The sequence below is a fragment of the Kitasatospora sp. NPDC088160 genome, from assembly GCF_044741445.1.
Classification (GTDB): domain Bacteria; phylum Actinomycetota; class Actinomycetes; order Streptomycetales; family Streptomycetaceae; genus Kitasatospora.
This window is the reverse complement of the sequence record NZ_JBIUSS010000017.1, coordinates 147,599-167,341: the sequence shown is the minus strand read 5'-3', so window position 1 is coordinate 167,341 and position 19,743 is coordinate 147,599. Positions and strand designations below refer to the sequence as shown.

At 75.1% G+C, this 19,743-nt stretch carries 16 protein-coding genes; 8 read left to right on the top strand and 8 right to left on the bottom strand.

Annotation, left to right across the window (positions count from 1 at the left end):
- Positions 1-26 precede the first annotated feature (26 nt).
- Positions 27-3,176, bottom strand: coding sequence for an amino acid adenylation domain-containing protein (locus ACIOGZ_RS26030; protein ID WP_400987521.1), 3,150 nt, complete (start codon positions 3,174-3,176; stop codon positions 27-29).
- 495 nt (positions 3,177-3,671) lie between these two features.
- Positions 3,672-4,541: a helix-turn-helix transcriptional regulator gene (locus ACIOGZ_RS26025; protein WP_363629730.1), complete on the bottom strand. Its 870-nt coding sequence runs from the start codon at positions 4,539-4,541 to the stop codon at positions 3,672-3,674.
- A gap of 114 nt (positions 4,542-4,655) precedes the next feature.
- On the opposite strand from ACIOGZ_RS26025, the gene ACIOGZ_RS26020 reads away from it, so the two are divergent.
- A complete protein-coding gene (locus tag ACIOGZ_RS26020; RefSeq protein WP_363629728.1) occupies positions 4,656-6,242 on the top strand; it encodes an MFS transporter in 1,587 nt (528 codons plus the stop codon).
- Between the two features lie 94 nt (positions 6,243-6,336).
- Here the strand turns inward: ACIOGZ_RS26020 and lpdA are convergent, their stop codons facing one another.
- Both lpdA and ACIOGZ_RS26010 read right to left on the bottom strand, forming a co-directional pair.
- Positions 6,337-7,743: a dihydrolipoyl dehydrogenase gene (lpdA, locus tag ACIOGZ_RS26015; protein WP_363586237.1), complete on the bottom strand. Its 1,407-nt coding sequence runs from the start codon at positions 7,741-7,743 to the stop codon at positions 6,337-6,339.
- 326 nt (positions 7,744-8,069) lie between these two features.
- Complete coding sequence (locus ACIOGZ_RS26010; protein ID WP_400987568.1) at positions 8,070-9,566, bottom strand: M28 family peptidase; 1,497 nt, start codon at positions 9,564-9,566, stop codon at positions 8,070-8,072.
- A 285-nt stretch (positions 9,567-9,851) separates the two neighbouring features.
- On the opposite strand from ACIOGZ_RS26010, the gene ACIOGZ_RS26005 reads away from it, so the two are divergent.
- Positions 9,852-10,031: an antitoxin gene (locus ACIOGZ_RS26005; protein WP_363586236.1), complete on the top strand. Its 180-nt coding sequence runs from the start codon at positions 9,852-9,854 to the stop codon at positions 10,029-10,031.
- Positions 10,032-10,193: 162 nt separating this feature from the next.
- On the opposite strand, the gene ACIOGZ_RS26000 is transcribed toward ACIOGZ_RS26005, so the two are convergent.
- Positions 10,194-10,385, bottom strand: a complete 192-nt coding sequence (locus tag ACIOGZ_RS26000; RefSeq protein WP_400810230.1) for a hypothetical protein — start codon at positions 10,383-10,385, stop codon at positions 10,194-10,196.
- Positions 10,386-10,460: 75 nt separating this feature from the next.
- Between ACIOGZ_RS26000 and ACIOGZ_RS25995 the strand changes: the two genes are divergently transcribed.
- Positions 10,461-11,081, top strand: a complete 621-nt coding sequence (locus ACIOGZ_RS25995) for a TetR/AcrR family transcriptional regulator (RefSeq protein WP_400810228.1) — start codon at positions 10,461-10,463, stop codon at positions 11,079-11,081.
- On the opposite strand, the gene ACIOGZ_RS25990 is transcribed toward ACIOGZ_RS25995, so the two are convergent.
- Positions 11,068-11,595: a DinB family protein gene (locus tag ACIOGZ_RS25990; protein WP_363586285.1), complete on the bottom strand. Its 528-nt coding sequence runs from the start codon at positions 11,593-11,595 to the stop codon at positions 11,068-11,070. The genes ACIOGZ_RS25995 and ACIOGZ_RS25990 overlap by 14 nt on opposite strands.
- Positions 11,505-12,488, bottom strand: coding sequence for an MATE family efflux transporter (locus tag ACIOGZ_RS25985; RefSeq protein ID WP_400987518.1), 984 nt, complete (start codon positions 12,486-12,488; stop codon positions 11,505-11,507). The genes ACIOGZ_RS25990 and ACIOGZ_RS25985 overlap by 91 nt, the downstream gene beginning before the upstream one ends.
- Before the next feature lie 127 nt (positions 12,489-12,615).
- On the opposite strand from ACIOGZ_RS25985, the gene ACIOGZ_RS25980 reads away from it, so the two are divergent.
- From ACIOGZ_RS25980 to ACIOGZ_RS25960, 5 genes are all read left to right on the top strand, one after another.
- Positions 12,616-13,152, top strand: coding sequence for a PadR family transcriptional regulator (locus ACIOGZ_RS25980; protein ID WP_363586233.1), 537 nt, complete (start codon positions 12,616-12,618; stop codon positions 13,150-13,152).
- A gap of 187 nt (positions 13,153-13,339) precedes the next feature.
- On the top strand, positions 13,340-14,209 hold the full coding sequence (locus tag ACIOGZ_RS25975; RefSeq protein WP_400987515.1) for a class I SAM-dependent methyltransferase: 870 nt from the start codon (positions 13,340-13,342) through the stop codon (positions 14,207-14,209).
- A 309-nt stretch (positions 14,210-14,518) separates the two neighbouring features.
- The gene (locus ACIOGZ_RS25970) at positions 14,519-15,403 is read left to right on the top strand and encodes an isocitrate lyase/PEP mutase family protein (protein WP_363621761.1); all 885 of its coding nucleotides are present in this window, start codon (positions 14,519-14,521) and stop codon (positions 15,401-15,403) included.
- Positions 15,400-15,702 (top strand): hypothetical protein, encoded by a 303-nt coding sequence (locus tag ACIOGZ_RS25965; protein ID WP_363586230.1) that lies wholly within the window; start codon positions 15,400-15,402, stop codon positions 15,700-15,702. Before ACIOGZ_RS25970 ends, ACIOGZ_RS25965 begins: the two co-directional genes overlap by 4 nt.
- The gene (locus tag ACIOGZ_RS25960; RefSeq protein ID WP_363586229.1) at positions 15,699-16,769 is read left to right on the top strand and encodes a bile acid:sodium symporter family protein; all 1,071 of its coding nucleotides are present in this window, start codon (positions 15,699-15,701) and stop codon (positions 16,767-16,769) included. The genes ACIOGZ_RS25965 and ACIOGZ_RS25960 overlap by 4 nt, the downstream gene beginning before the upstream one ends.
- Before the next feature lie 120 nt (positions 16,770-16,889).
- Here ACIOGZ_RS25960 and ACIOGZ_RS25955 read toward each other — a convergent pair whose 3' ends face one another.
- Positions 16,890-19,646 (bottom strand): BTAD domain-containing putative transcriptional regulator, encoded by a 2,757-nt coding sequence (locus tag ACIOGZ_RS25955; protein ID WP_400987566.1) that lies wholly within the window; start codon positions 19,644-19,646, stop codon positions 16,890-16,892.
- Positions 19,647-19,743 lie beyond the last annotated feature (97 nt).

Sequence of the window (19,743 nt, the reverse complement as noted above, 5' to 3'; positions counted from 1 at the left end):
GGGAGCGCAGGGGTACTCGCCCGTGGTCAGCGGCGCTCGCGGACGGCCGCGGCGATCCCGGCCGGGGTCGAGGCGTCGAAGAACAGGTCGAAGTCGAGCTCCACCCCGAGCGCGGCGCGGATCCGCGCGGTGATCTGGATGATCGTCAGCGAGTGCCCGCCGAACTCGAAGAGGTCGTCGTCCGGGCCGACCTCGGGCAGGCCCAGCACCTCGGACCAGATCGCCAGGACGGCTTCGGCGACGTCGTCGCGGACTTCCACCTCCGCCGGGGCGGCACCAGGGGCGGCCGACGACGGTCCGGCCGCGGGGGCCACGGGCGGCGGGGCGGGCAGGGCGCGGCGGTCGAGCTTGCCGTTCGGGGTGAGCGGCAGCCGGTCCAGCGCCACGAACCGCCGGGGCACCATGACGGCGGGCAGGGTGCGCAGCAGGTGGTCGCGCAGGTCGGCGGCGCCCGTCGGCCCTGCGCCGGGCGCCGGGACGTGGTAGCCGACCAGCCCGGGCTCCCCCGGGCTCTCCTCGTACACCGTGACGGCCGCCTCCGCGACCGCCGGGTGCTCCAGCAGCGCCGCCTCGATCTCGCCGGGTTCGATCCGGTGGCCGCGGATCTTGACCTGGTCGTCGGCCCGGCCGTGGAAGGCCAGTTCGCCGTCCTCGGTCCAGGCGGCGAGGTCGCCGGTGCGGTACATCCGGCGGCCGGTGGACGGGGCGTCGGCGGACAGGCCCTCAGCGGACGGGGTGCCGGCGAACGGGTCCGCGGTGAAGCGCTCGGCGGTCAGGTCGGGGCGGCCCCGGTAGCCCTCCGCGACCCCGGCGCCCCCGAGGTGGAGCTCGCCGGGCACCCCGACCGGCAGCGGCCGGTGGTCCGCGTCCAGGACGTACGCCCGGGTGTTGGCGATCGGCCGGCCGATCAGCACGGCCTCCGGCCCGGCCGGGACCTCCGCACAGGTGGACCAGATCGTCGTCTCGGTGGGCCCGTAGACGTTGAACAACCTGGCGACGCCGGCCCGCAGTTCACGGGCCAGCGGCAGCGGCAGCGCCTCGCCGCCGACCAGTGCGGTCAGCCCCGGCGGCAGCGCCCCGGCGCTGAGCAGCACCCGCCAGCCGGAGGGGGTCGCCTGCACGTGGGTCACGCCCTCGCGACGGACCAGGTCGCGCAGGCCCGGGGCGTCCAGGGCGGCGCCGTCCGGTGCGAGCACCAGGCGGCCTCCGGTGGTCAGCGGCAGCAGCAGTTCCAGGCCGGAGATGTCGAAGGAGAGCGAGGTCAGCCCGAGCCACACGTCGTGGGGCCCCGAGCCGAGCAGGTCGGCGAAGGAGGCCAGCAGGTTCACCAGCGCCCGGTGGCCGATCTCCACGCCCTTCGGCCGCCCGGTGGAGCCGGAGGTGTACAGCACGTAGGCGAGGGCGCCCCGCGTCGCCGCCGGGGCGGTGGTGGTGGCCGCCGGTGCCGGGTGGTCCGTCCCGAGCCGGAGCACGGCCGGCGCCGCCGCCGCCAGTTCCGGGGCGGGTTCTCGGTCGGTGACCAGCAGCACGGCGCCGGAGTCGGCGAGCAGGTGCGCCAGTCGCTCGCCGGGATAGCCGGGATCGAGCGGCAGGTAGGCGGCCCCGGCGGCGTGCACGGCGAGCAGCACGGCCGGCAGGTCGGCGGAGCGGTCCAGGTGCAGGGCGACCAGGTCGCCCGCCGCGACCCCGGCCCCGCGCAGCACCGCCGCCAGTTCGTCGACCCGCGCCACCAGGTCCCGGTAGCTCAGCCGCCCGGTGGCGGCGCTGACGGCGGGGGCGTCCGGTGCCTCTGCGGCCCGCTCCCGCACCAGGTCCAGCACCGTGCGGTCGCTCGGGTAGGCGCGGGCGGTGGCGTTCCACCCGGTGGTCACCAGGCGCCGCTCGGCCTCGCCCAGCAGGGCGAGGTCTCCCAGCGGCGTCTCCGGCCGCGCCGTCGCGGCGTCGAGCAGCGCCCGGTAGTGCCCGGCGATGCGCTCGGCGGCGGCCGGCGGCAGGACCGCCGGGGCGTACTGGAGGGAGCAGTCCAGGGCGTCGGCGGTGTCGACCACCTGGAGGTGGAGCGTATTGCGGGCGGCGCCGTTGAACACGGCCCGGTCCACGCGCGCGGCACTGCCCGGGAACACCGGGTCGGCGCCCCGGGCGCGCCGGTACCCGAACGACACCGGGGCCAGGCCGACCCGGGCCGTCAGCCCGCCCACCGCCGCGCCGAACGGCACCGCCCGGAACGGGTACCCGGCGCGCGCCTCGGCGCGGACGGCCCGGGCGTAGCCCGCGAAGGAGTCCCGGACGCTCGTCCCGGACGGCGCGTGGACCGGCAGCTCGTTGACGAACAGCCCCGGCTCACCGGCCTGTTCCGGCGCCCGGACGGACAGCGGCACGGAGACCGGGACGGCCTCGCCGCCGTAGCGCAGCAGCAGTCCGTGCAGCGCGGCGAGCAGGAACTCGAAGACGGTGACGCCGCTGCGCCCGGCCGCGTCGGCCAGCCGCGCCCGGGCCGGACCGTCCAGTCGCCAGCCGACCGACTCCCCCGGCCCCGCCGCCGTGACGGCCTGCCGCAGCCCGGGGAGCACCGGCGCCGTCGCGGCGGCCCAGCGCGGGCCGTACCAGTCGGCGGCCCGGCGCACCAGCTCCGGAGCCGGCGGGGCGGGCGAAGAAGGCGGGCAGGGCGGCGTGGCGGCCTCGACGTCGGCACAGGCCTCGGCGTAGGCGTCGGCGTCGGCGTAGGCCTCGGCGAGGCCCGCGACCAGGACGTCCTTCGACTCCCCGTCGAACACCGCGTGGTGAACGACGATCAGCAGCTCCGCCGCTCCACCTCCGCGGCGGTAGAGGGTGAACCGCGCCGGCGGTCCGGCCGACAGGTCGAACGGCCGCGCCACCTCCTCGGCCAGCCGCTTCTCCAGGTCCTCCACGCGGTCCCCGGAGGCGTCGACCACCTCCAGGCCCGGGGCGGGCCCCCGCTCCAGCAGCACCTTGCCGTCGCGCTCCACGAACACCACGGACAGCGCGCTGTGACGGTCGGCCAGCGCGGACACCGCCCGGCCGAGCACCCCGGCGTCGACCCGGTCGAAGGAGATCCGGACGGGCATCTGGAACGCCCCGTGCACGGGCCCGAGTTGCTCGGTGAGCCAGATGCCCTGCTGGAAGGACGACGCGGACACGGGGAACGACTCAGGCATCTGCGGCTCGATTCGGCAGTCGGCGAAACGGTAGGGGCACGCGACCGGGCAGCGACGCTGCCGCCACGGATCCGCTGGTGACGCGGCCACCGAATACCGCCCGGCCCACCCCTGGCCGGCCGACCGGCCGCACCGGCCCCCACCCTCCCGGCCGCCCAAATCCCCCCTGCGCACGCCCGGGCCGGAGCCGGTCTTCTCCCCCGCGAAAAAGACCTTGGTCCAAACCTGCCGAGAGATTCGCAGAGAACCCACCCCTCGTCAAGGGTTCTCCACCCGCCCCACCAGGCGTCATGTACGCGCCTAGCCTGCGGAAATCCCGCCGTTCCGACTCCGTCCACGAGCCCGCCATGGACGGCGGGGCGACGACGGCGGCTCCACGCCGGAGCGGATCAGGCCCGGAGCGGCTCCGCGCCAGAGCGGATCAGGCCCGGAGCGGCTCCGCGCCGGAGCGGATCAGGCCCGGAGCGGATCAGGCCCGGGCCGGGCGGCCCCGGCTCACCTGCCCGGGGCCGCGGCCGCGAAGCCGCCGAGGAAGGCGAGCGCCTCCTCGGCCGGGCTCCCGGGGGCGGCCGTGTAGACGACCAGGAGGTGGCGCGCGGCGCCCGGCGCCTGGAAGGTCTCGTAGTCGAGCGTCACGTCGCCGACCACGGGGTGCCGGAAGCGCTTGGGGCCGTGGGTCTTCTCGTGCACGTGGTGGCCGGCCCACAACCGGCGGAAGGCGGCGCTGCCGAGTGCCAGTTCGCCGATCAGGCGCACGAGTTCGGGATCGTGCGGCTGCCGGCCGGAGGCCATCCGCAGGATGCCGACGGTGGTGCGCGCGGCGTCCTCCCAGTCGAGGTGGACGTCCGGCGCGCCCGGGTCGAGGAAGATCCGGCGGGCCAGGTTGCGTTCGCGCGGCGGGAGTTGGGGGAAGTCGGCGATCAGAGCGGCGGCCAGCCGGTTCCACGCCAGGACGTCGTTGCGGTCGTTCATGATCAGCGCGGGGGTGGTCGGCATCGCCTCCACGACCCGACGCAGGGCGGGGCGCAGGGCGTCGCCGTCCCCTCCGGCGCCCGCCGCCCTGGCCGCCGAGCGGCGGGGCGGGCGGGCCAGGTCGTACAGGTGGGCGCGCTCGGCGGGGCCGAGCCGCAGGGCGCGGCCGAGCGCGTCGAGCACCTCGTCGGACGGGCGCTCGGCGCGGCCCTGTTCCAGCCGGACGTAGTAGTCGGTGCTGAGGCCGACCAGTTCGGCGACCTCCTCGCGCCGCAGGCCGGGCACCCGGCGGCGTCCGGTCGGCGGCAGCCCCGCCTGCGCGGGTGACACCAGCGCCCGCCGGGTGCGCAGGTAGTCGCCGAGGCTGGCGGCGAGCGTGATCGGTTCGGCCATGCGTTCCAGTATGGGGCGCCCGGCCGGGGGTGCGGGGGCCGGAGGGTGGCCCTGTCACACCCAGGGAACGGGGCTCTCTTCACCCGGCGGCGGTGCCCGCGAACGATCGGGGCCATGACTGTTTCTCCCCGCCTCGACGACGCCCGTCCCGAAGGCGCCCGTCCCGAAGACGCCCGCCGCGCCGCGCCGCCCCGAACCGAGCACCCGTCGGGCACGGCCGCTCCCCCACCGCGTACCGACGGCGGTCCGGGCGGCTACTGGGCGACCGTCACCGCCGTCGGCTGCGCCAGCATGATGCTGCCGTTCTCGGTGACCGGGGCCGCCGTGGCGCTGCCCAGCATGACCGCGCAGCTGGGCTCCTCGGTGGGCGCCGCCCAGTGGATGCTGAACGCCTTCAACCTCACCTTCGCCGCCCTGCCGCTGGCGGCCGGCGGCCTCGCGGACCGGATCGGCCGGCGGCGCGTGCTGCTGTCGGGGATCGCGCTGGTCGGCGCGCTGTCCGCGGTGGTGGCGCTCGCGCCGTCGATGGCCGTGGCCGACGCCGCCCGGGCGGTGCAGGGGTGCGGGGCGGCCGCCGTGCTGGCGGCGGGCGCGGCGGTCCTGGCCCAGTCCACCTCCGGGCGGCGCCGACGGCTCGCCTTCGGGATCCTCGGCACCTCCTTCGGCACCGGCCTGGCGATCGGGCCGCCGGCCGCCGGCCTGCTGGTGGAGGCGGCCGGCTGGCGGTCGGTCTTCCTGCTCGTCGCCGTCCTGGCCCTGCCCGCGTGGCTGTGCGCCACCCGGGCCCCGGAGTCCCGCAACCCGGACCACCCCGGGATCGACCTGCCCGGGGTGGTCTGCTTCACCGGCGGGCTCGCCGCGCTGTCGTACGCGCTCGTGCAGGCCGGCACCGCCGGCTGGACGGCGCCGGGCACGCTGCTGCCGCTGGCGGGCGCGGTGCTGCTGCTGGTCCTGTTCGCCGGGGTGGAGGTCCGCCGGGCCGGGCGCGCCATGGTCGACGTCCGGCTGTTCCGCAGGCCCGAGTTCCTCGCCGTGGTGTGCCAGCCGTTCACCGTCACCCTGGGGTTCGTCGTGCTGCTGGTCTACCTCCCGGCCTACCTCCAGGGCGTGGGCGGCAGGAGCGTCCTGACCAGCGGTCTGCTCCTGCTGCCGATGACGGCGCCCGTCCTCCTGCTGCCGTTGGTGGCCGGGCGCCTCGCCGCCGCCGTCTCCGTCCGGGCGGTGCTGACCGCCGCCTCCGCGCTGATCGCGGCGGGCTCCCTGCTGCTGGTGACGGTGCGCGGCGACGGGTCGTGGCTCGCGCTGGCGGTGCCGCTGCTGCCGTTCGGGGCCGGGGTCGGACTGGCCTTCGGGGTGATGGACGACGCGGCCGTCGGGACCGTCCCCGCCGAGCACGCCGGGGCTGCCGCGGGCGTCTTCAACACGATGCGGATCACCGGGGAGTCCGTGGCCGTCTCCGGGGCCGCCGCGCTGCTCAGCACGCTGACCGCCGCGCACCTGGGCGGCAGCGGCCTCGCCGCCGACGAGGCGGCGCAGCTCGCGGGGCAGGCCGTCCAGGGCAGGGTGGCCGCGGCGCACCAGGCCGCTCTGGCCGCCGGGTTCACCGACGCCCTGCACGTCCTCGGGCTGGTCCTCGCCGCGCTGTCCGCCCTCGGCGCGGTGCTCACCTACCTCGCCCTGGCGCCGGACGAGTCGGCCTGACCTGCCGTCGGAGCCGGTGCCGGGCCCGGGGCCGCCGGAACACGGCAGGGCCCGCCCGGGAGGTCGGGCGGGCCCTGCCGTCATGCGGTGCGCGTCACATGTTGATCATGTGGCCGGCGAGGCCGTGGATGGCCTCCTTGACCGCCTCGCCGAGGGTGGGGTGGGCGTGCACGTTGCGGGCCACCTCATGGACGGTGAGGTCCCACTGCTGGGCCAGGGTCAGCTCGGGCAGCAGCTCGGTGACCTCGGGGCCGATCAGGTGGGCGCCGAGCAGCTCGCCGTGCTTGGCGTCGCTGATGACCTTGACGAAGCCGATCGGATGACCGAGGCCGTGCGCCTTGCCGTTGGCGGTGAACGGGAACTTGGCGACCTTGACGTCGTGGCCCAGCTCGCGGGCCTGCGCCTCGGTGTAGCCGAAGGAGGCGATCTGCGGCTGGCAGTAGGTGGCGCGCGGGATCATGGCGAAGTCGACCTCCATGGTCTCCGCCCCGCCGATGGTCTCGGCGGCGATCACGGCCATCGTCTCGGCGGCGTGCGCGAGCATCAGCTTGGCCGTCACGTCGCCGATCGCGAAGATGTGCCCGGCGCTGGTACGGCCGCGGCCGTCCACCGCGATGGCGCCGCGGTCGGTCAGCTTGACGCCCGCGTTCTCCAGGCCGTAGCCGTTGACGCGCGGCGCGAAGCCGATCGCCTGGAGCACCTTGTCGGCCTCCAGCACCTGCTGCCGGCCGTCCCTGGTGACGGTGACCTTGACCTTGGCGTTCGGGTCGCTGTCGTCGATCGACTCGACCCGGGTGGAGGTGAGCACCTCGATGCCGAGCTTGCGGTACTGCTTGGCCAGTTCGGTGGAGACCTCGACGTCCTCCAGCGGCACCACGCGGTCCAGGAACTCGACGATGGTGACCTTCACGCCGTAGTTGTGCAGCACGTACGCGAACTCGACGCCGATCGCGCCGGCGCCCGCGATGATGATGCTCTCCGGCAGCTGCTCGGTGAGGATCTGCTCCTCGTAGGTGACCACCCGGTCGCTCAGGCTGGTGCCGGGCAGCAGCCGGGTGGTGGCACCGGTGGCGATGACGCAGTGGTCGAAGGTGACGACGTCGAAGCCGCCGCCGCTGAGCGCGACCTGGAGGGTGTGGTCGTCGACGAAGGTGCCCCAGCCGTCGTACTCGGTGATGCCGTTCTTCTTCATCAGGTAGTGGACGCCCTTGACCCGGCCGTCGGCCACCGAGCGGCTGCGGCGGAAGGCCTCGCCGAAGTCGAAGGTCACCTGGCCCTCGACCTTGATGCCGAAGGTCTTGGCCTCCTTGGTGAAGATGTGGGCGAGCTCGGCGTTGCGCAGCAGGGCCTTGGAGGGGATGCAGCCGACGTTCAGGCAGACGCCGCCCCAGTACTTGGCCTCGATGACCGCGGTCTTCAGACCGAGCTGAGCGGAGCGGACGGCGGCGGTGTAGCCGCCGGGGCCGGCGCCGAGGACGACGACGTCGTAGTGCGTGCTCATGTTGCTGACTCCTCCGAGGGTGTCACGGTCCCGTGATCTCGGTCCCATGGTGTCAGGACCGGGTTCGACGCACCCACCGGGTCTCGGCGGATGCGCTCCGCGCGGCACCGTACCCGGCCCGGGGCCGGATTGTCAGTGTCCTCGGCTACGGTGCTCGCAACCTCGCCGGGCAGGGGCGGGGCCCGGGGGAGGTCCGGGGCGGGGCCCGGGCCGGGGCTCGGAGGTGCGAGCGGGAGGAGGGGCCGAATGGCGGACGAGCGCGGCGGAGCCGGCGGGTGGGACGGGTGGGCCCGCCGCCCGAGGACGGCAGCGGGCCCACCCGGGCGTCAGGCCGTCACCTCGTGGGCGTGGCCCCCGCTCATACCGCCGCCGCCCGCCTGGCCGGTGGGGCGCTGCGGCGGCACGGGCCGGTTCAGCGAGGAGAGGTCCCAGGCGTAGGTGCCGACGGCATGGGCGATCACGTCGATGTTGACGTCGAAGGCGTCCATGTCGATGTTCTTCAAGCCGTCGCAGGCCTTGTGGTAGCAGGCGTCGAAGGCCACGCCCGCCGTGCCGCCGTAACGGTCCTCCTGCGCCGACGACTTGACCACCTCGGCGCCGGTGTCGGTGCCGCCGGCCGGGATGCCCGCGTCGATGAACGGGCCGTAGTCGGAGCGGCCGTCGAAGGCGGTCGGCTCGTGCGGCAGGCCCCGGCCGTCCAGGTAGCCGGTGAGGTCCCGCTCGATCTGCGCCGAGCCCTCGGGGCCGGCGCCGCCGCCGGTGCTGCCCGAGCCGTCGTAGACGAACTGCGCGTAGTTGGGAGAGGCGATCATGTCGAAGTTGAGGTAGAGCCTGATCTTCTTCCGGTCCGCCTCGGAGAGCGACTTCACGTAGGCCTCCGAGCCCTTGAGGCCGAACTCCTCGGCGGACCACCAGGCGAACCTGACCTTGTTCTTCACCGGGTGGACGGTCAGGTTGCGCGCGACCTCCAGGATGCCCGCCGCACCGGAGCCGTTGTCGTTGATGCCGGGCCCGGCCGCGACGGAGTCCAGGTGCGCCCCGACCATCACGGTGTCGGCCGGGTCGCCGCCCCTGGTCTCGGCGATGACGTTCCAGGTCTTGCGCGGCTCCATGACGGTGCGGATGTCGAGGTTCAGCCGGACCTGGCCGGCGGCGGCCTTCGCGGCCAGCGCCTCCCCGGCGGCCCGGGTGATCCCGCCGACGGGGATCCTGCCGGCCGCGGGGTCCCCGAGGGTGCCGTTGAGGTCGCCGTCGGTGTTGTTGTAGATGATCGCGCCCACCGCGCCGGCCGTCGCGGCCGCGGCCTGCTTGACGGCGAAGCCGCAGCCGCCGCGCTGGATCAGCGCGATCCGGCCGGTGAACGCGCCGGCCGGGTAGTCGGTGGGCGCGCAGCCGGTCGTGGCGCTGACCGGGGCGACCGCCAGGTCGGCGGTCAGGCCCGCGTCCGGACCGCCGAGCGAGTACGTCATGGCGGTCAGCGGGATGCTCTCGGCCTGCGGGGACAGCACCTGCAGCCGCTCCGAGCGGGCCTCGAAGAAGGTGTACTCGAACTCCTGCCGGGACACCTTCAGCCCGGCCCGGCGGGCCTGCTCGTAGACGTAGCGCGCGGACTCGTCGTGCCCCTTCGAACCGGCCACCCGGGTACCGCCGTTGCGGTCGGCGATCCGCTGGAGCGCGGCCAGGGTGTCGTGGGCGCTCTCGGCGTCGGCGGCCTCGACCAGGCGCGCGGCGAGCCTCTCGCCTCTGCGCACCGGGTCCGGGTCGGCGGCCGCGCCACCGGCCCCGGCCAGCAGCAGCGGGGCGGCCAGGGCGGCGACGGTCAGTACGGCGCCCGCGCTCCGGACGGTGGCAGTGCGCGGGCGCTGGTCCCGGCGCTGCTGGTGCGGTATCGGGGTGGACTGGTCGAGCGGGCTGGTCGGGCGGAGGGGCAGGGAGATCGGGCGGCGGGCTCGGGGCTTCAAGGCGACTCCTTCCGGCGGTCCGTGAACTCCCGATTTGACATGACCGGCATCACGTTGCCAAGGCCGCCGCGCGGCCGCGGGATGCGGACGGCGGCGGAGGCGGTGATCCTGGAGGGGTGGGGCCGTCTCTTCCAGGAGCGTGACCAGATGTCCATGTTGGATAAGCTCAAGGGCCTGCTGAAGGGCCACGAGGACCAGGCCGACAGGGCCGTCGACAAGGCGGGGGACGCCGTCGACGAGCGCACCCAGGGCAAGTACAGCAGCCAGGTGGACTCCGCCCAGGAGCAGGCGAAGAACCAGTTCCGCGACCAGCCGCCGCAGCAGTAGACCGAACCCCGCCGTACGCCTGCGGCCCCGGTCAGGCCAGCCCGGCCGCACCGGGGCCCGGCCGTTCCGGGCCGTCGTTCAGCTGTTCCGAGCCGGGGTTCAGGCGTTGCGGGTCAGCGTTCAGCCGTTCCGGGCCGAGGCCGATCCGTCCTGGACCTGCGGTCAGCCGTCCCGCTCCGGCGCGGCCTCGGCTGCGGGCTGCCGGGCTCCTGCCTCGCCGCCCGTGCCGCCAGTGCCGTCCGCGCTCCCGGCCCCGCAGTTCTCGCACGGTTGCGGCCCTGGCCGCTCGCGCAGGCGCCCGCACTCCGGGCACACCCGGTCCAGCCGGCAGGCCGCCTCTCCGCCTTCGTCCATGCCTCCGAATTCTGCCCGGAGCGCCCGCACCGACGAGAGTAGACACTGTCTACGGCAGCCTGGTAGACAAGGCCCATGACCGATCAGGACAAGGACCTGCGCGCACGCCTGGTGACCGCCGGCGTCGAACTGGTGACCAGGGAGGGCGTCCACGCCCTCGGTCTGCGCGAGATCGCCCGGCAGGCGGGGGTCTCGCACGGAGCCCCCCGCCGCCACTTCCCCACCCACCGCGAACTGCTCGCCGCCATCGCGCGGCACGGGTTCGGCAAGCTCACCGACACCCTGGCCGGCGCCGACGCGATGGCCGCCACCACCGGCGCGGCCCCCCGCACCCGGCTCGACGCGCTCGCCCGCGCCTACCTCGGCTTCGCGGCGGCCAACCCCGGCATGTTCGAGCTGATGTTCCGTCACGACCTGCTGGAGGGCAGCGGAGCCGAGCTGCGGCACACCACCCTGCCGATGTTCCACACCGTCGCCCGCCTGGTCGGCGAGGCCCGCCCGGACGCCACCGATCCCGGACCGGCGGCCGCCGCGCTGTGGGCGAACCTGCACGGCCTGGCCCAACTGCGCGCCTGGGGCAGCCTGCGGCTCATCACCGGCGGCGAGGACGTCGAACCGCTGCTGCGCGCCGCCCTGGACGCCCACCTCGGCCCGGCTCCCGAGGCCCTCCCCCGGGGAGCCGTCACACGCCGGTGAGGCCGTCGATGCTCTCCCGGAGCAGGTCCGCGTGGCCGTTGTGGCGGGCGTACTCCTCGATCAGGTGCACCAGGATCCAGCGCAGCGAGACCGTCTCCGAGCCGAACACGGCCGCCGCCCGCTCGGAGAGGCGTCCGGTGTCCTCCAGCGCCGCCGCGGCGGCCAGTTCGCGGCCCTGCTCGACCTCCGCCCGCCAGTCGGCCAACGCCTCGGGCATCCCCCGGTCCGGGGTGAGCGCGTAGCCGCCCTCGCCGTCCGCGCCGTACAGCGGCGGCGCTTCCCGGCCGGCCAGCACCCGCTGGTACCAGGTGCGTTCGACCTCGGCGAGGTGCTGGACCAGGCCCAGCAGCGTCATCGTCGACGGCGGGACGGCCGCCAGCCGGACCTGCTGGTCGTCGAGTCCGGCGACCTTCTGCACAAGAGTCACCCGATGGAACTCCAACCAGCCTTCCAGCATGGCGCGTTCGTCTGCGTGCGGGGACGGCAGCGGCCGCCCGTCGAGTGTCGGTCCCATGGCTTCCACTGTGGCACAGCCGGGCGACCGGAGTCGATCATCCGACCGGCTTCGGGGCCGGTCGCCCTGGTCCGCCAACGGCGCGGTCCGCCGGGCCCGCGCCGGGCCAGGAGCAGCAGCAGGCCGAGCTGCACGGCCGCGCCCACGGCCGGCCCCGCCCACATCCCGGTCACCCCGAGCGGCCCCGACAGGGCGGCGGAGGTGGCGAGTTGGGCGCCCGGGCCGAGCAGCACGGAGAGCACCAGCGGCCAGCCGGCGCCCGCCGCCTGGTGCACCCCGCCGAGGGCGACCACCAGCGCGTACGGGAGCAGGTGGAGCGCCGCCATCCGCACGAAGCCGACGGACTGCCCGGCCGCCGCCGGGCCGTCGGTGAACAGTGCGGCCAGCGGGACGGCGAGCGTCGCGGACGGCACCGCCGCGACGGCGCCGAGAAGCACGGCGAGGCGTCCGGTGGCGCGGTGCAGCGCGCCCGGCGCGGTGGCGCGGCCCGCGCCGCAGAGGCGGGCGGCCTCGATCGCGGCGGCCTGCCGGAGTGCGTAGAACGCCATGGTGACGACCAGCAAGGCCCGGTAGCCGATGCCGTACCCGGCCACCGCCGCGACGCCGAAGCCCTCGACCAGGGCGAGTGGCGAGTTGGGCCGTGCCGACGGCCATCCGGGCGGTGAAGTCCAGGCCGAACGGCGCTCCCGCGCGGACGATCCGGCCCGCCGCCGCGCCGGTTCCCCGGCGGGTGCGGGCAGCCGTGGCCCCAACCGCAGGGTGACGGCGGCGACCGCCCCGCCGAGGCCGGCCACCCAGAAGGTGCCGATCACCGAGACGATCACGCCGGACAGCAGTTCGGCGTAGACCGGTCCGGCCAGCGCGGCCAGTCGTCGCGACGGACGCCCGCGCATGCTTCCTCCCCCGTTCCGCCGCCCGCCGGCGGCATGCCTCGAATAGAGATATATCTTATCGAGGCACATCGACAAGAGGTAACATGGGGCGCGCCACAGGGCGCACTCCGACGAAAGGGCTTCGACCGTGCTGACCCTCGCGATCCTCGGCTTCCTGTACGACCAGCCGCTGCACGGCTACCAGCTCAAGTCCCGGATCACCGGCCTCACCGGCCACGTCCGGCCGGTCAGCGACGGCGCGCTCTACCCCGCCATCGCCAGACTGGAGAAGGCCGGACTGCTGCGCCGCCGCACCGAACCGGGCAGCGGGGCCGCACCGCGCCAGACGCTGGAGCTCACCGAGGAGGGCCGGACCGAACTGCGGCGCCGGCTGGCCGACCCGGAGCAGGCCGAGATCACCGACCAGATCCGCTTCTTCGCGCACGCCGCCTTCCTCCACCACCTCGCCGACCCGCCCGCGCAGGCGGCCGTGCTCCGGCGCCGGCTGGCGTTCCTGGACGAGCCGAGCAGCTTCTCCTACGACGGTGAGGGCCGCGCGGTCACCGCCGAGCTGGAGCCGAACCCCTTCCGGCGCGGCATGCTGCTGGTCGCCCGGGCCTCCACGGCGGCCGAGCGGGCCTGGCTGGCGGAGACCATCGCCGAGCTGGACGGCCCGGCGCACTGACCCGCGAGGCCGGGGACGCGACCCGGCGCGCGCCTTCGCACAGCAGCGCGAACGCGCGAAATCGCGCCGTTCCGAGCCGGCTCCCAGTCGGCCTCCGCGTCGCTATGATGATCGGCCTCACGTCCACGGCGTCCCCTCCGCGGCGTGAACCCGCCACCGCGCCCCGCCCGCCCTCCTGGAGGCCGCCGTGCCCACCGCCGAGACCGCAGCCACCCGCCCCGCGCCACTGACCCGGGACGACATCCCCGGCTGGTTCTTCCGTCTCGACCGGGCGGCCTTCGGCCACCTGCTGGCGGCCCAGACCACGGCGGGCGCCACCGGCGACATCCTCGAACTCGGCAGCTACCTCGGCCGCAGCGCCGTCCTGCTCGGCGACCACCTCCAGACCGGCGAGCGGCTGACCGTCTGCGACCTGTTCGACTCCGAGGCGGGCGACGCGGACAACGCCGCCGAGATGGCGATGTCCTACCGCAAGACCCTCACCCGGAGCGCCTTCGAGGCCAACTACCTCGCCTTCCACGGCGAGTTGCCGGAGATCGTGCAGGCGCCCACCTCGGTGCTGGCCGACGGCCGGATCCCGACCGGGAGCTGCCGCTTCGTCCACGTCGACGCCTCCCACCTGTACGAGCACGTCGCCGGGGACATCGCGGTGACCAGGGCGGCGCTCGCCGAGAACGGCGTCGTGGCGCTGGACGACTACCGCTCGGAACACACCCCCGGCGTGTCGGCGGCGGTCTGGGAGGCGGTCTTCACCGGCGGCCTGCGGCCGGTGCTGCTCACCCCGATGAAGTTCTACGGCACCTGGGGCGACGCCGCGGCCGTCCGGCAGGTCCTGCTCGCCCGCGACTGGCGGGCCGAGGGCTACACGGTGGACGACGACACCATCGCCGGGGAGCCGGTGCTGCGGCTCAACTACCAGGTCAAGGCCCCCGTCCAGCAGTCCACCTCGCGCCGGCTGGCGCTGGACCTGCTGCCGCCGGTCGCCACCCGGGCGACCCGCCGGGTGCTCCGGACGCTGCGCGAACGCCGCGCCGTCCGCCCCGTTCCGGCGTCCTGACGCTCCGGCGCGCCGACGCGCGCCCGCAACTCCCCCGCCACGGCCACGGCTACGGCTACGCGCCCATCGCCGGGGGCGCGGGATTCTCCGGCGGCCGGGCCCGACCGGACCAGGGCGGTGGCGTGGATCTTCCACGCCACCGCCCTTTTCATATGTCTGACATATCTTCAATTCAACGCCTCACTCGAATGAGTGAATCTCCCTTAAAGATTTGCCCACGGAACGTTAAAGGTCGCATAGTGATGGAGCCTCAGTTGGGTCTAGGGAAGACCAAGTTCAGGCAAAGCCACCGCGAGTGAGGAGAAGGCCTTGTTCCACGGAACCACGGCGTCGGGCCACGGGCAGCGGCTCCGCGAGGAGATCACGAGCCCGGGAGCCACGCCCCTCATCGGCGTCTACGACATGTACTCGGCCTCCATCGCGGCCGAGCACTACAACGGCATGTTCGTCTCCGGATTCGGCTTCGCCGCCTCCTACTACGGCCTGCCCGACATCGGATTCATCGCCTGGCCGGACATGGTCGGCTTCGTCGAACGGCTGCGCGGCGCCTTCCCCCGGCACCATCTCCTGGTCGACATCGACGACGGCTACGTCGATCCCGAGGTCGCCTGCCACGTCGTGCGCAGGCTCGAACGCATCGGCGCGTCCGGCGTCATCCTGGAGGACCAGAAACGGCCGCGCCGCTGCGGCCACGCCGACGGCAAACAGGTCCTCCCGCTGGAGGAGTACCTGGAGAAGCTGGACCTCGTCCTCGCCAACCGGACGGACCTCCTGGTGGTCGCCCGCACCGACGCCACCGAGGAGGAGGACATCCTGCGCCGCGCCCGAGCCCTCGCCGCCACCGACGCCGACGTGGTGCTGGTCGACGGGGTGCGCAGCGAGGACTGGATCCGGCGGATCCGGCGGGTCGTCGGCGACAAGCCGCTGCTGTTCAACCAGATCGCCGGCGGCAAGTCCCCCCGGTTGTCGCTCTCCGAGCTGACCGAGCTGGGGGTGGACGTCGCGATCTACAGCACGCCCTGCCTGTTCGCGGCCCACCGGGCGATGGACGAGGCGCTGGCCGGGCTGAAGGTGGCCGACGGGCGGCTGCCGGCCGGCGCCGGGGAGAGCCGGCAGATCGGCGTGCGGGAGTCCACCGAACTGCTGGAGCGGAACATCGCGCGCTCACGCCCGCTCACGGGGGTGACGGTGTGACGGCCGGGCTGCGCGGTCCCGCCCCGCCCCCGGCGGCCGCCGTCCTGCGGGCCACCGCGCTGGGGCTGGCCGGGGCGTGCGGCCTGCTCGCCGGCGCGGCGGCGCCCGCGGCGGCGGGCGGGGGGCTGATCACGCTCGTCGACAACTCCAACGCCGATTCCTGGGTGGAGATCGACCGCACGGCCAACGTCCAGAACGGCAGCGGCTCGGCGGGCAGCGACCACGACGGCGCCGGGTCCCTGGTGGGCGGCCTGCTCGGGTCCGGCCCGGGCGGGGCGGCGATCGGGGGTGGCCGATGACCGACGACACCGCCCGCCGGGGCCGGCGGCGCGGGCCGCGGCCGCGCCGGTTCGACCCGTACCTGGTCGCGCTCGCCGGGGCGGTCGGCCTGGCCGCCCTGTTCCCGGCCACCGGGGGCTCGGCGCGGGTGGCGGCCGTGGCCTGCAACCTGGCGGTGGCGCTGCTGTTCTTCCTCTACGGCGCCCGGCTCTCCGCCCGCGAGACGCTGGCCGGGCTGCGCCACCTGCGGCTGCACGGGCTGGTGCTCGCCGCCACCTTCGGCCTCTTCCCGCTGCTCGGGGCGGCCACCGCACTACTCACGCCCGTCCCGCTCAGTGGGCAGTTGCAGACCGGGGTGCTGTTCCTCTGCCTGCTCCCGTCGACGGTGCAGTCCTCGGTGGCGCTGACCGGCACCGCCGGGGGCAGCGTCCCGGCGGCGATCTGCGCCGGGACGTACTCCAGTCTGGCCGGGCTGCTGCTGACCCCGCTGCTGGCGGCCTGGCTCCTGGACGTGCACACGGCGCTGTCGGCCGAGGGGCTGCTGCGGATCGGGGCCCAGTTGCTCGCGCCGTTCCTGCTCGGGCAGGTGCTGCGGCCGTGGATCGGTGCCTTCCTCGCCCGGCACAGACGGGTGCTGACGCCGGTGGATCGGGGCTCGATCCTGCTCGTCGTCTACACCGCGTTCAGCGCGGCGACGGCCCAGGGCAGCTGGGGCCTGGCCACCCCGGGCGCCCTGCTCGGCCTGCTCGCGGTGCTGCTCGCCCTGCTGGCCGCCGCGCTCGCGGTCACCGGGCTCGGCGCACGGCTGCTGGGGCTCGACCGGCCGGCCACCATCGCGGCGGTGCTGTGCGGCTCGCAGAAGAGCCTGGCGAACGGCCTGCCGATGGCCACCGTGCTCTTCGGGCCCCAGGCCGGGCTGCTGGTCCTGCCGCTGATGGCGTATCACCAGCTCCAGCTGGTGGCCGGCACCGTGCTCGCCGGCCGTTGGGCCCGCGCGCCGGACACCACACCCGCCGGGCAGGCCCCGCCCGCCGATCGGGTACCGGGCGCGCTCACGGGGCCGGGCGGGCCGCCCGTTCCCGGGTGAGCCGACGCCTGGGGCAGGTGCCTGGGCCCGACGTCTGGACTCGACGTCTGGGGCCAGCGCCTGGGGCCGGACGGCGGCTGCCGGCCGCGGTGTCCAGCCGGACACCGCGGCCGGCAGCCGCTAGCCGTTCCCGCAGGTCCGTACCGCGGCGGCGCGCGCGTAGTAGTCGGCGGCGTCGGCGGTGAAGCCGTCCTGTTCCGCTAGGCGGCCCGCGCGGTCGAAGTGGTGCCACGCCTCGCCGTTGCGGTCCAGGGTGGCCAGCGCCCTCCCGCAGATGTCCAGGAGCATCGCGCGGCGCGCGACGACCTGGTCCTCCGGGGCGAGGTCGAGCGCGTGCCGCGCGAGGGTGAGCGCCTTCGCCGGTCGCTCGTTCAGCAGGTGGTACCGGGCCAGGTAGTAGGTCGTGAGCATCTCGGTCTGCGGGCTGCCGGCCCTGCGGGCGAGCTGCGCGGCCCGCTCGTAGCCGAGGCCGGCCAGGTTCGTGTCGCCGAGTGCCTCCCGGGCCTGGGCCAGGTTGGCGGTGGCGATCGCCTCGCCCTCGGTGTCGTCGGCGCGCCGGGCCAGGTCGGGTGCGCGCAGCAGGTGCGGCAGGGCCTCCTCGTACCGGCCGTTCTGCCCCAGGACCCAGCCGAGCAGGCTCCTGACGCGGGATTCCGCGTCGGCCTCGGCCAGTTCGACGGCGGAGCCGAGGGCGTGGCCGAGCGGAGCCTCCCAGTCGGCTCCGGGCTGCTGGACGACCAGGGGCCACAGCAGCAGGGCGAGTCGCCACGCCCGGTGGTGGTGCCGGCCGGCGGCGGCCGCCGCGGTGGCGGCGACGAGGTTGCGCCGTTCCCTGGCGTACCAGGCCATGGCCTCCTCCCGGTCGGCGAAGACGGGCGTCGACACCGGCGTCCGGAAGTCCTCCGGGAGCCGGCAGCAGGGTTGGCTGCCCGCCACCGCCGCGCTCGCGGCGGCCAGGGCGGCGTACAGGTAGTGGTCGAGGAGCGGAAGGAGGCGGTCGCCCCCGGGGGCGGGGCCGAGCGAGCGGGCGAACAGCCGGATGAGTCCGTGCAGGGCGTAGCGGTCGTGCCCCCGTTCCTCCACCAGGTTGGCGGCGACGAGGCGTTCCAGCACGGCGCGGCTGCCGGCCGGGCTGTCGTCCGCCAGCGCGGCGACCGCCGCCACGTCGATGTCGGGGCCGAAGTGGTGGGCCAGCAGCCGCAGGACGGCGACCGCGTCGGGCGGGAGGTGGTCCACGCTGACGCGCAGGACGGAGGCGAAGTCGATGCCGTCCACCGCGAGGAACGAGATCCGCCGCTGCCCGTCGCGGAGTTCCTCGACCGCGTCGCCGAGCGAGCGCTCGGGCCGCACCGCCAGCCGGGCCGCCGCCAGTCGCAGGGCCAGCGGCAGCCCGTCGCACAGCCGCACCAGGCGCCCGGCCGCGTCCGGCTCCGCTCCGACCCGGTCCGGGCCGAGGATGCGGGCGAACAGTGCCTCGCCCTCCCCCGGCCCGAGCCGGTCCAGCAGCAGCGGGCGGGCGCAGTCGCCGGCGACCAGGCTCTCCAGCCGGTTGCGGCTGGTGACGACGGTGGCGCAGCCGTGGGCGCCGGGGAGCAGCGGGCGGACCTGGTCGTAACTCAGCGCGTCGTCGAGGATGACCAGGAGGCGGCGGTTCCGGAGCAGCGAGCGGTAGAGCGCCTCGGCTGCGGCGGTGTTCTGCGGGATGTCGTCGGGCTGGATGCCGAGCGCGCCGAGGAAGTCCCGGATGACGAAGGCGGGGTCGGCGATCGGGGCGGTGTCGACGAAGCCGCCGAGCCGGGCGAAGAGCACGCCGTCCGGGAAGTCCGCCGCGGCCTGTTGGGCCCAGTGGGCCACCAGCGCGCTCTTTCCGATCCCGGCCGGCCCGGTGACCAGACAGATGGGCGAGTCGTGTGCGGTGTGCCGCACGGCCGCGTCGAGGGCGGCGAGTTCGCGCTTGCGCCCGGTGAAGCCGGCCGGTCGGCGGGGCAGCAGGAGCGGTCGCCGCAGGTCGTTCGCGCCCGGCTGGCCCGCGCCGCGGTATGCGTCGGCCTGACGGTGCGCGTCAGCTCGGCGGTGCGCGTCCGCCTGGCGGCGGGCGGCCTCCTGCCGGTCCGCGGCCTCCTGTCCGTGGGGGTTCCCGGGCCGGTGCGTGTCCTCCCGTCGGCGTGCGGCGCGTGGCGGGCCGAGGATCCGGTCGTAGGCCTCGACCATCGCGGGGCCAGGGTCGACGCCCAGTTCGTCACCGAGCAGTCGGGCCGTCCGGTGGTAGAGCTCGATGGCCTCGGCCTGCCGGTTCGTCGACAGCAGGGCGTCGAGCAGGAACGCCACCAGGGACTCGCGCAGCGGATGCCGGTCCGCCGGGCCGCGCAGCACCGCGACGGCCTCTTCGGCGCGCCGGCCGGCGGTCAGCGCCTGGCCGAGCTCCTCCACCGCGCCGAGCCTCGCCTCCTCCAGTTCCGCTGCCGCGGCGACGACCGGGGGTGTGCCGCAGAGTCCGGCGAGCGCCGGGCCGCGCCAGAGCGCGAGGGCCTTGCGCAGCGCCGGGATCCCGGCCGGTGCGCCGTCGCCGGTGCGCGCTTCGGCGACGGCGGCGCGGAACCGCTCGCCGTCGATGTGGTCGGACGGTACCTGGAGGAGGTAGCCGTCACAGGCGGTGGCGATGGTGACCGGGCCCACGGGGTGCAGCAGCCGGCGGAGTTGGGAGACGTGCCCCTGGATCACGGTCTTGGCGTGTCTGGGCGGCTGCTCGCCCCACAGGGCGTCGGTAAGGCGGTCGTTGGTGACCAGCGCGTCGTTGGCGAGGAGCAGCATCGCCAGCAAGGTCCGGCGTTTCGGTGGCCCGATCTCGACGAACTGCCCGTTGCACCGGACTTCCACTGGTCCGAGCAGCCGGAATTCCAACAAGGGTCCCTCCCCACTGCCGATCACCTGCGCAATGGGTAAGGCTACCCTTGTCAGTGGACACTCACGAGCA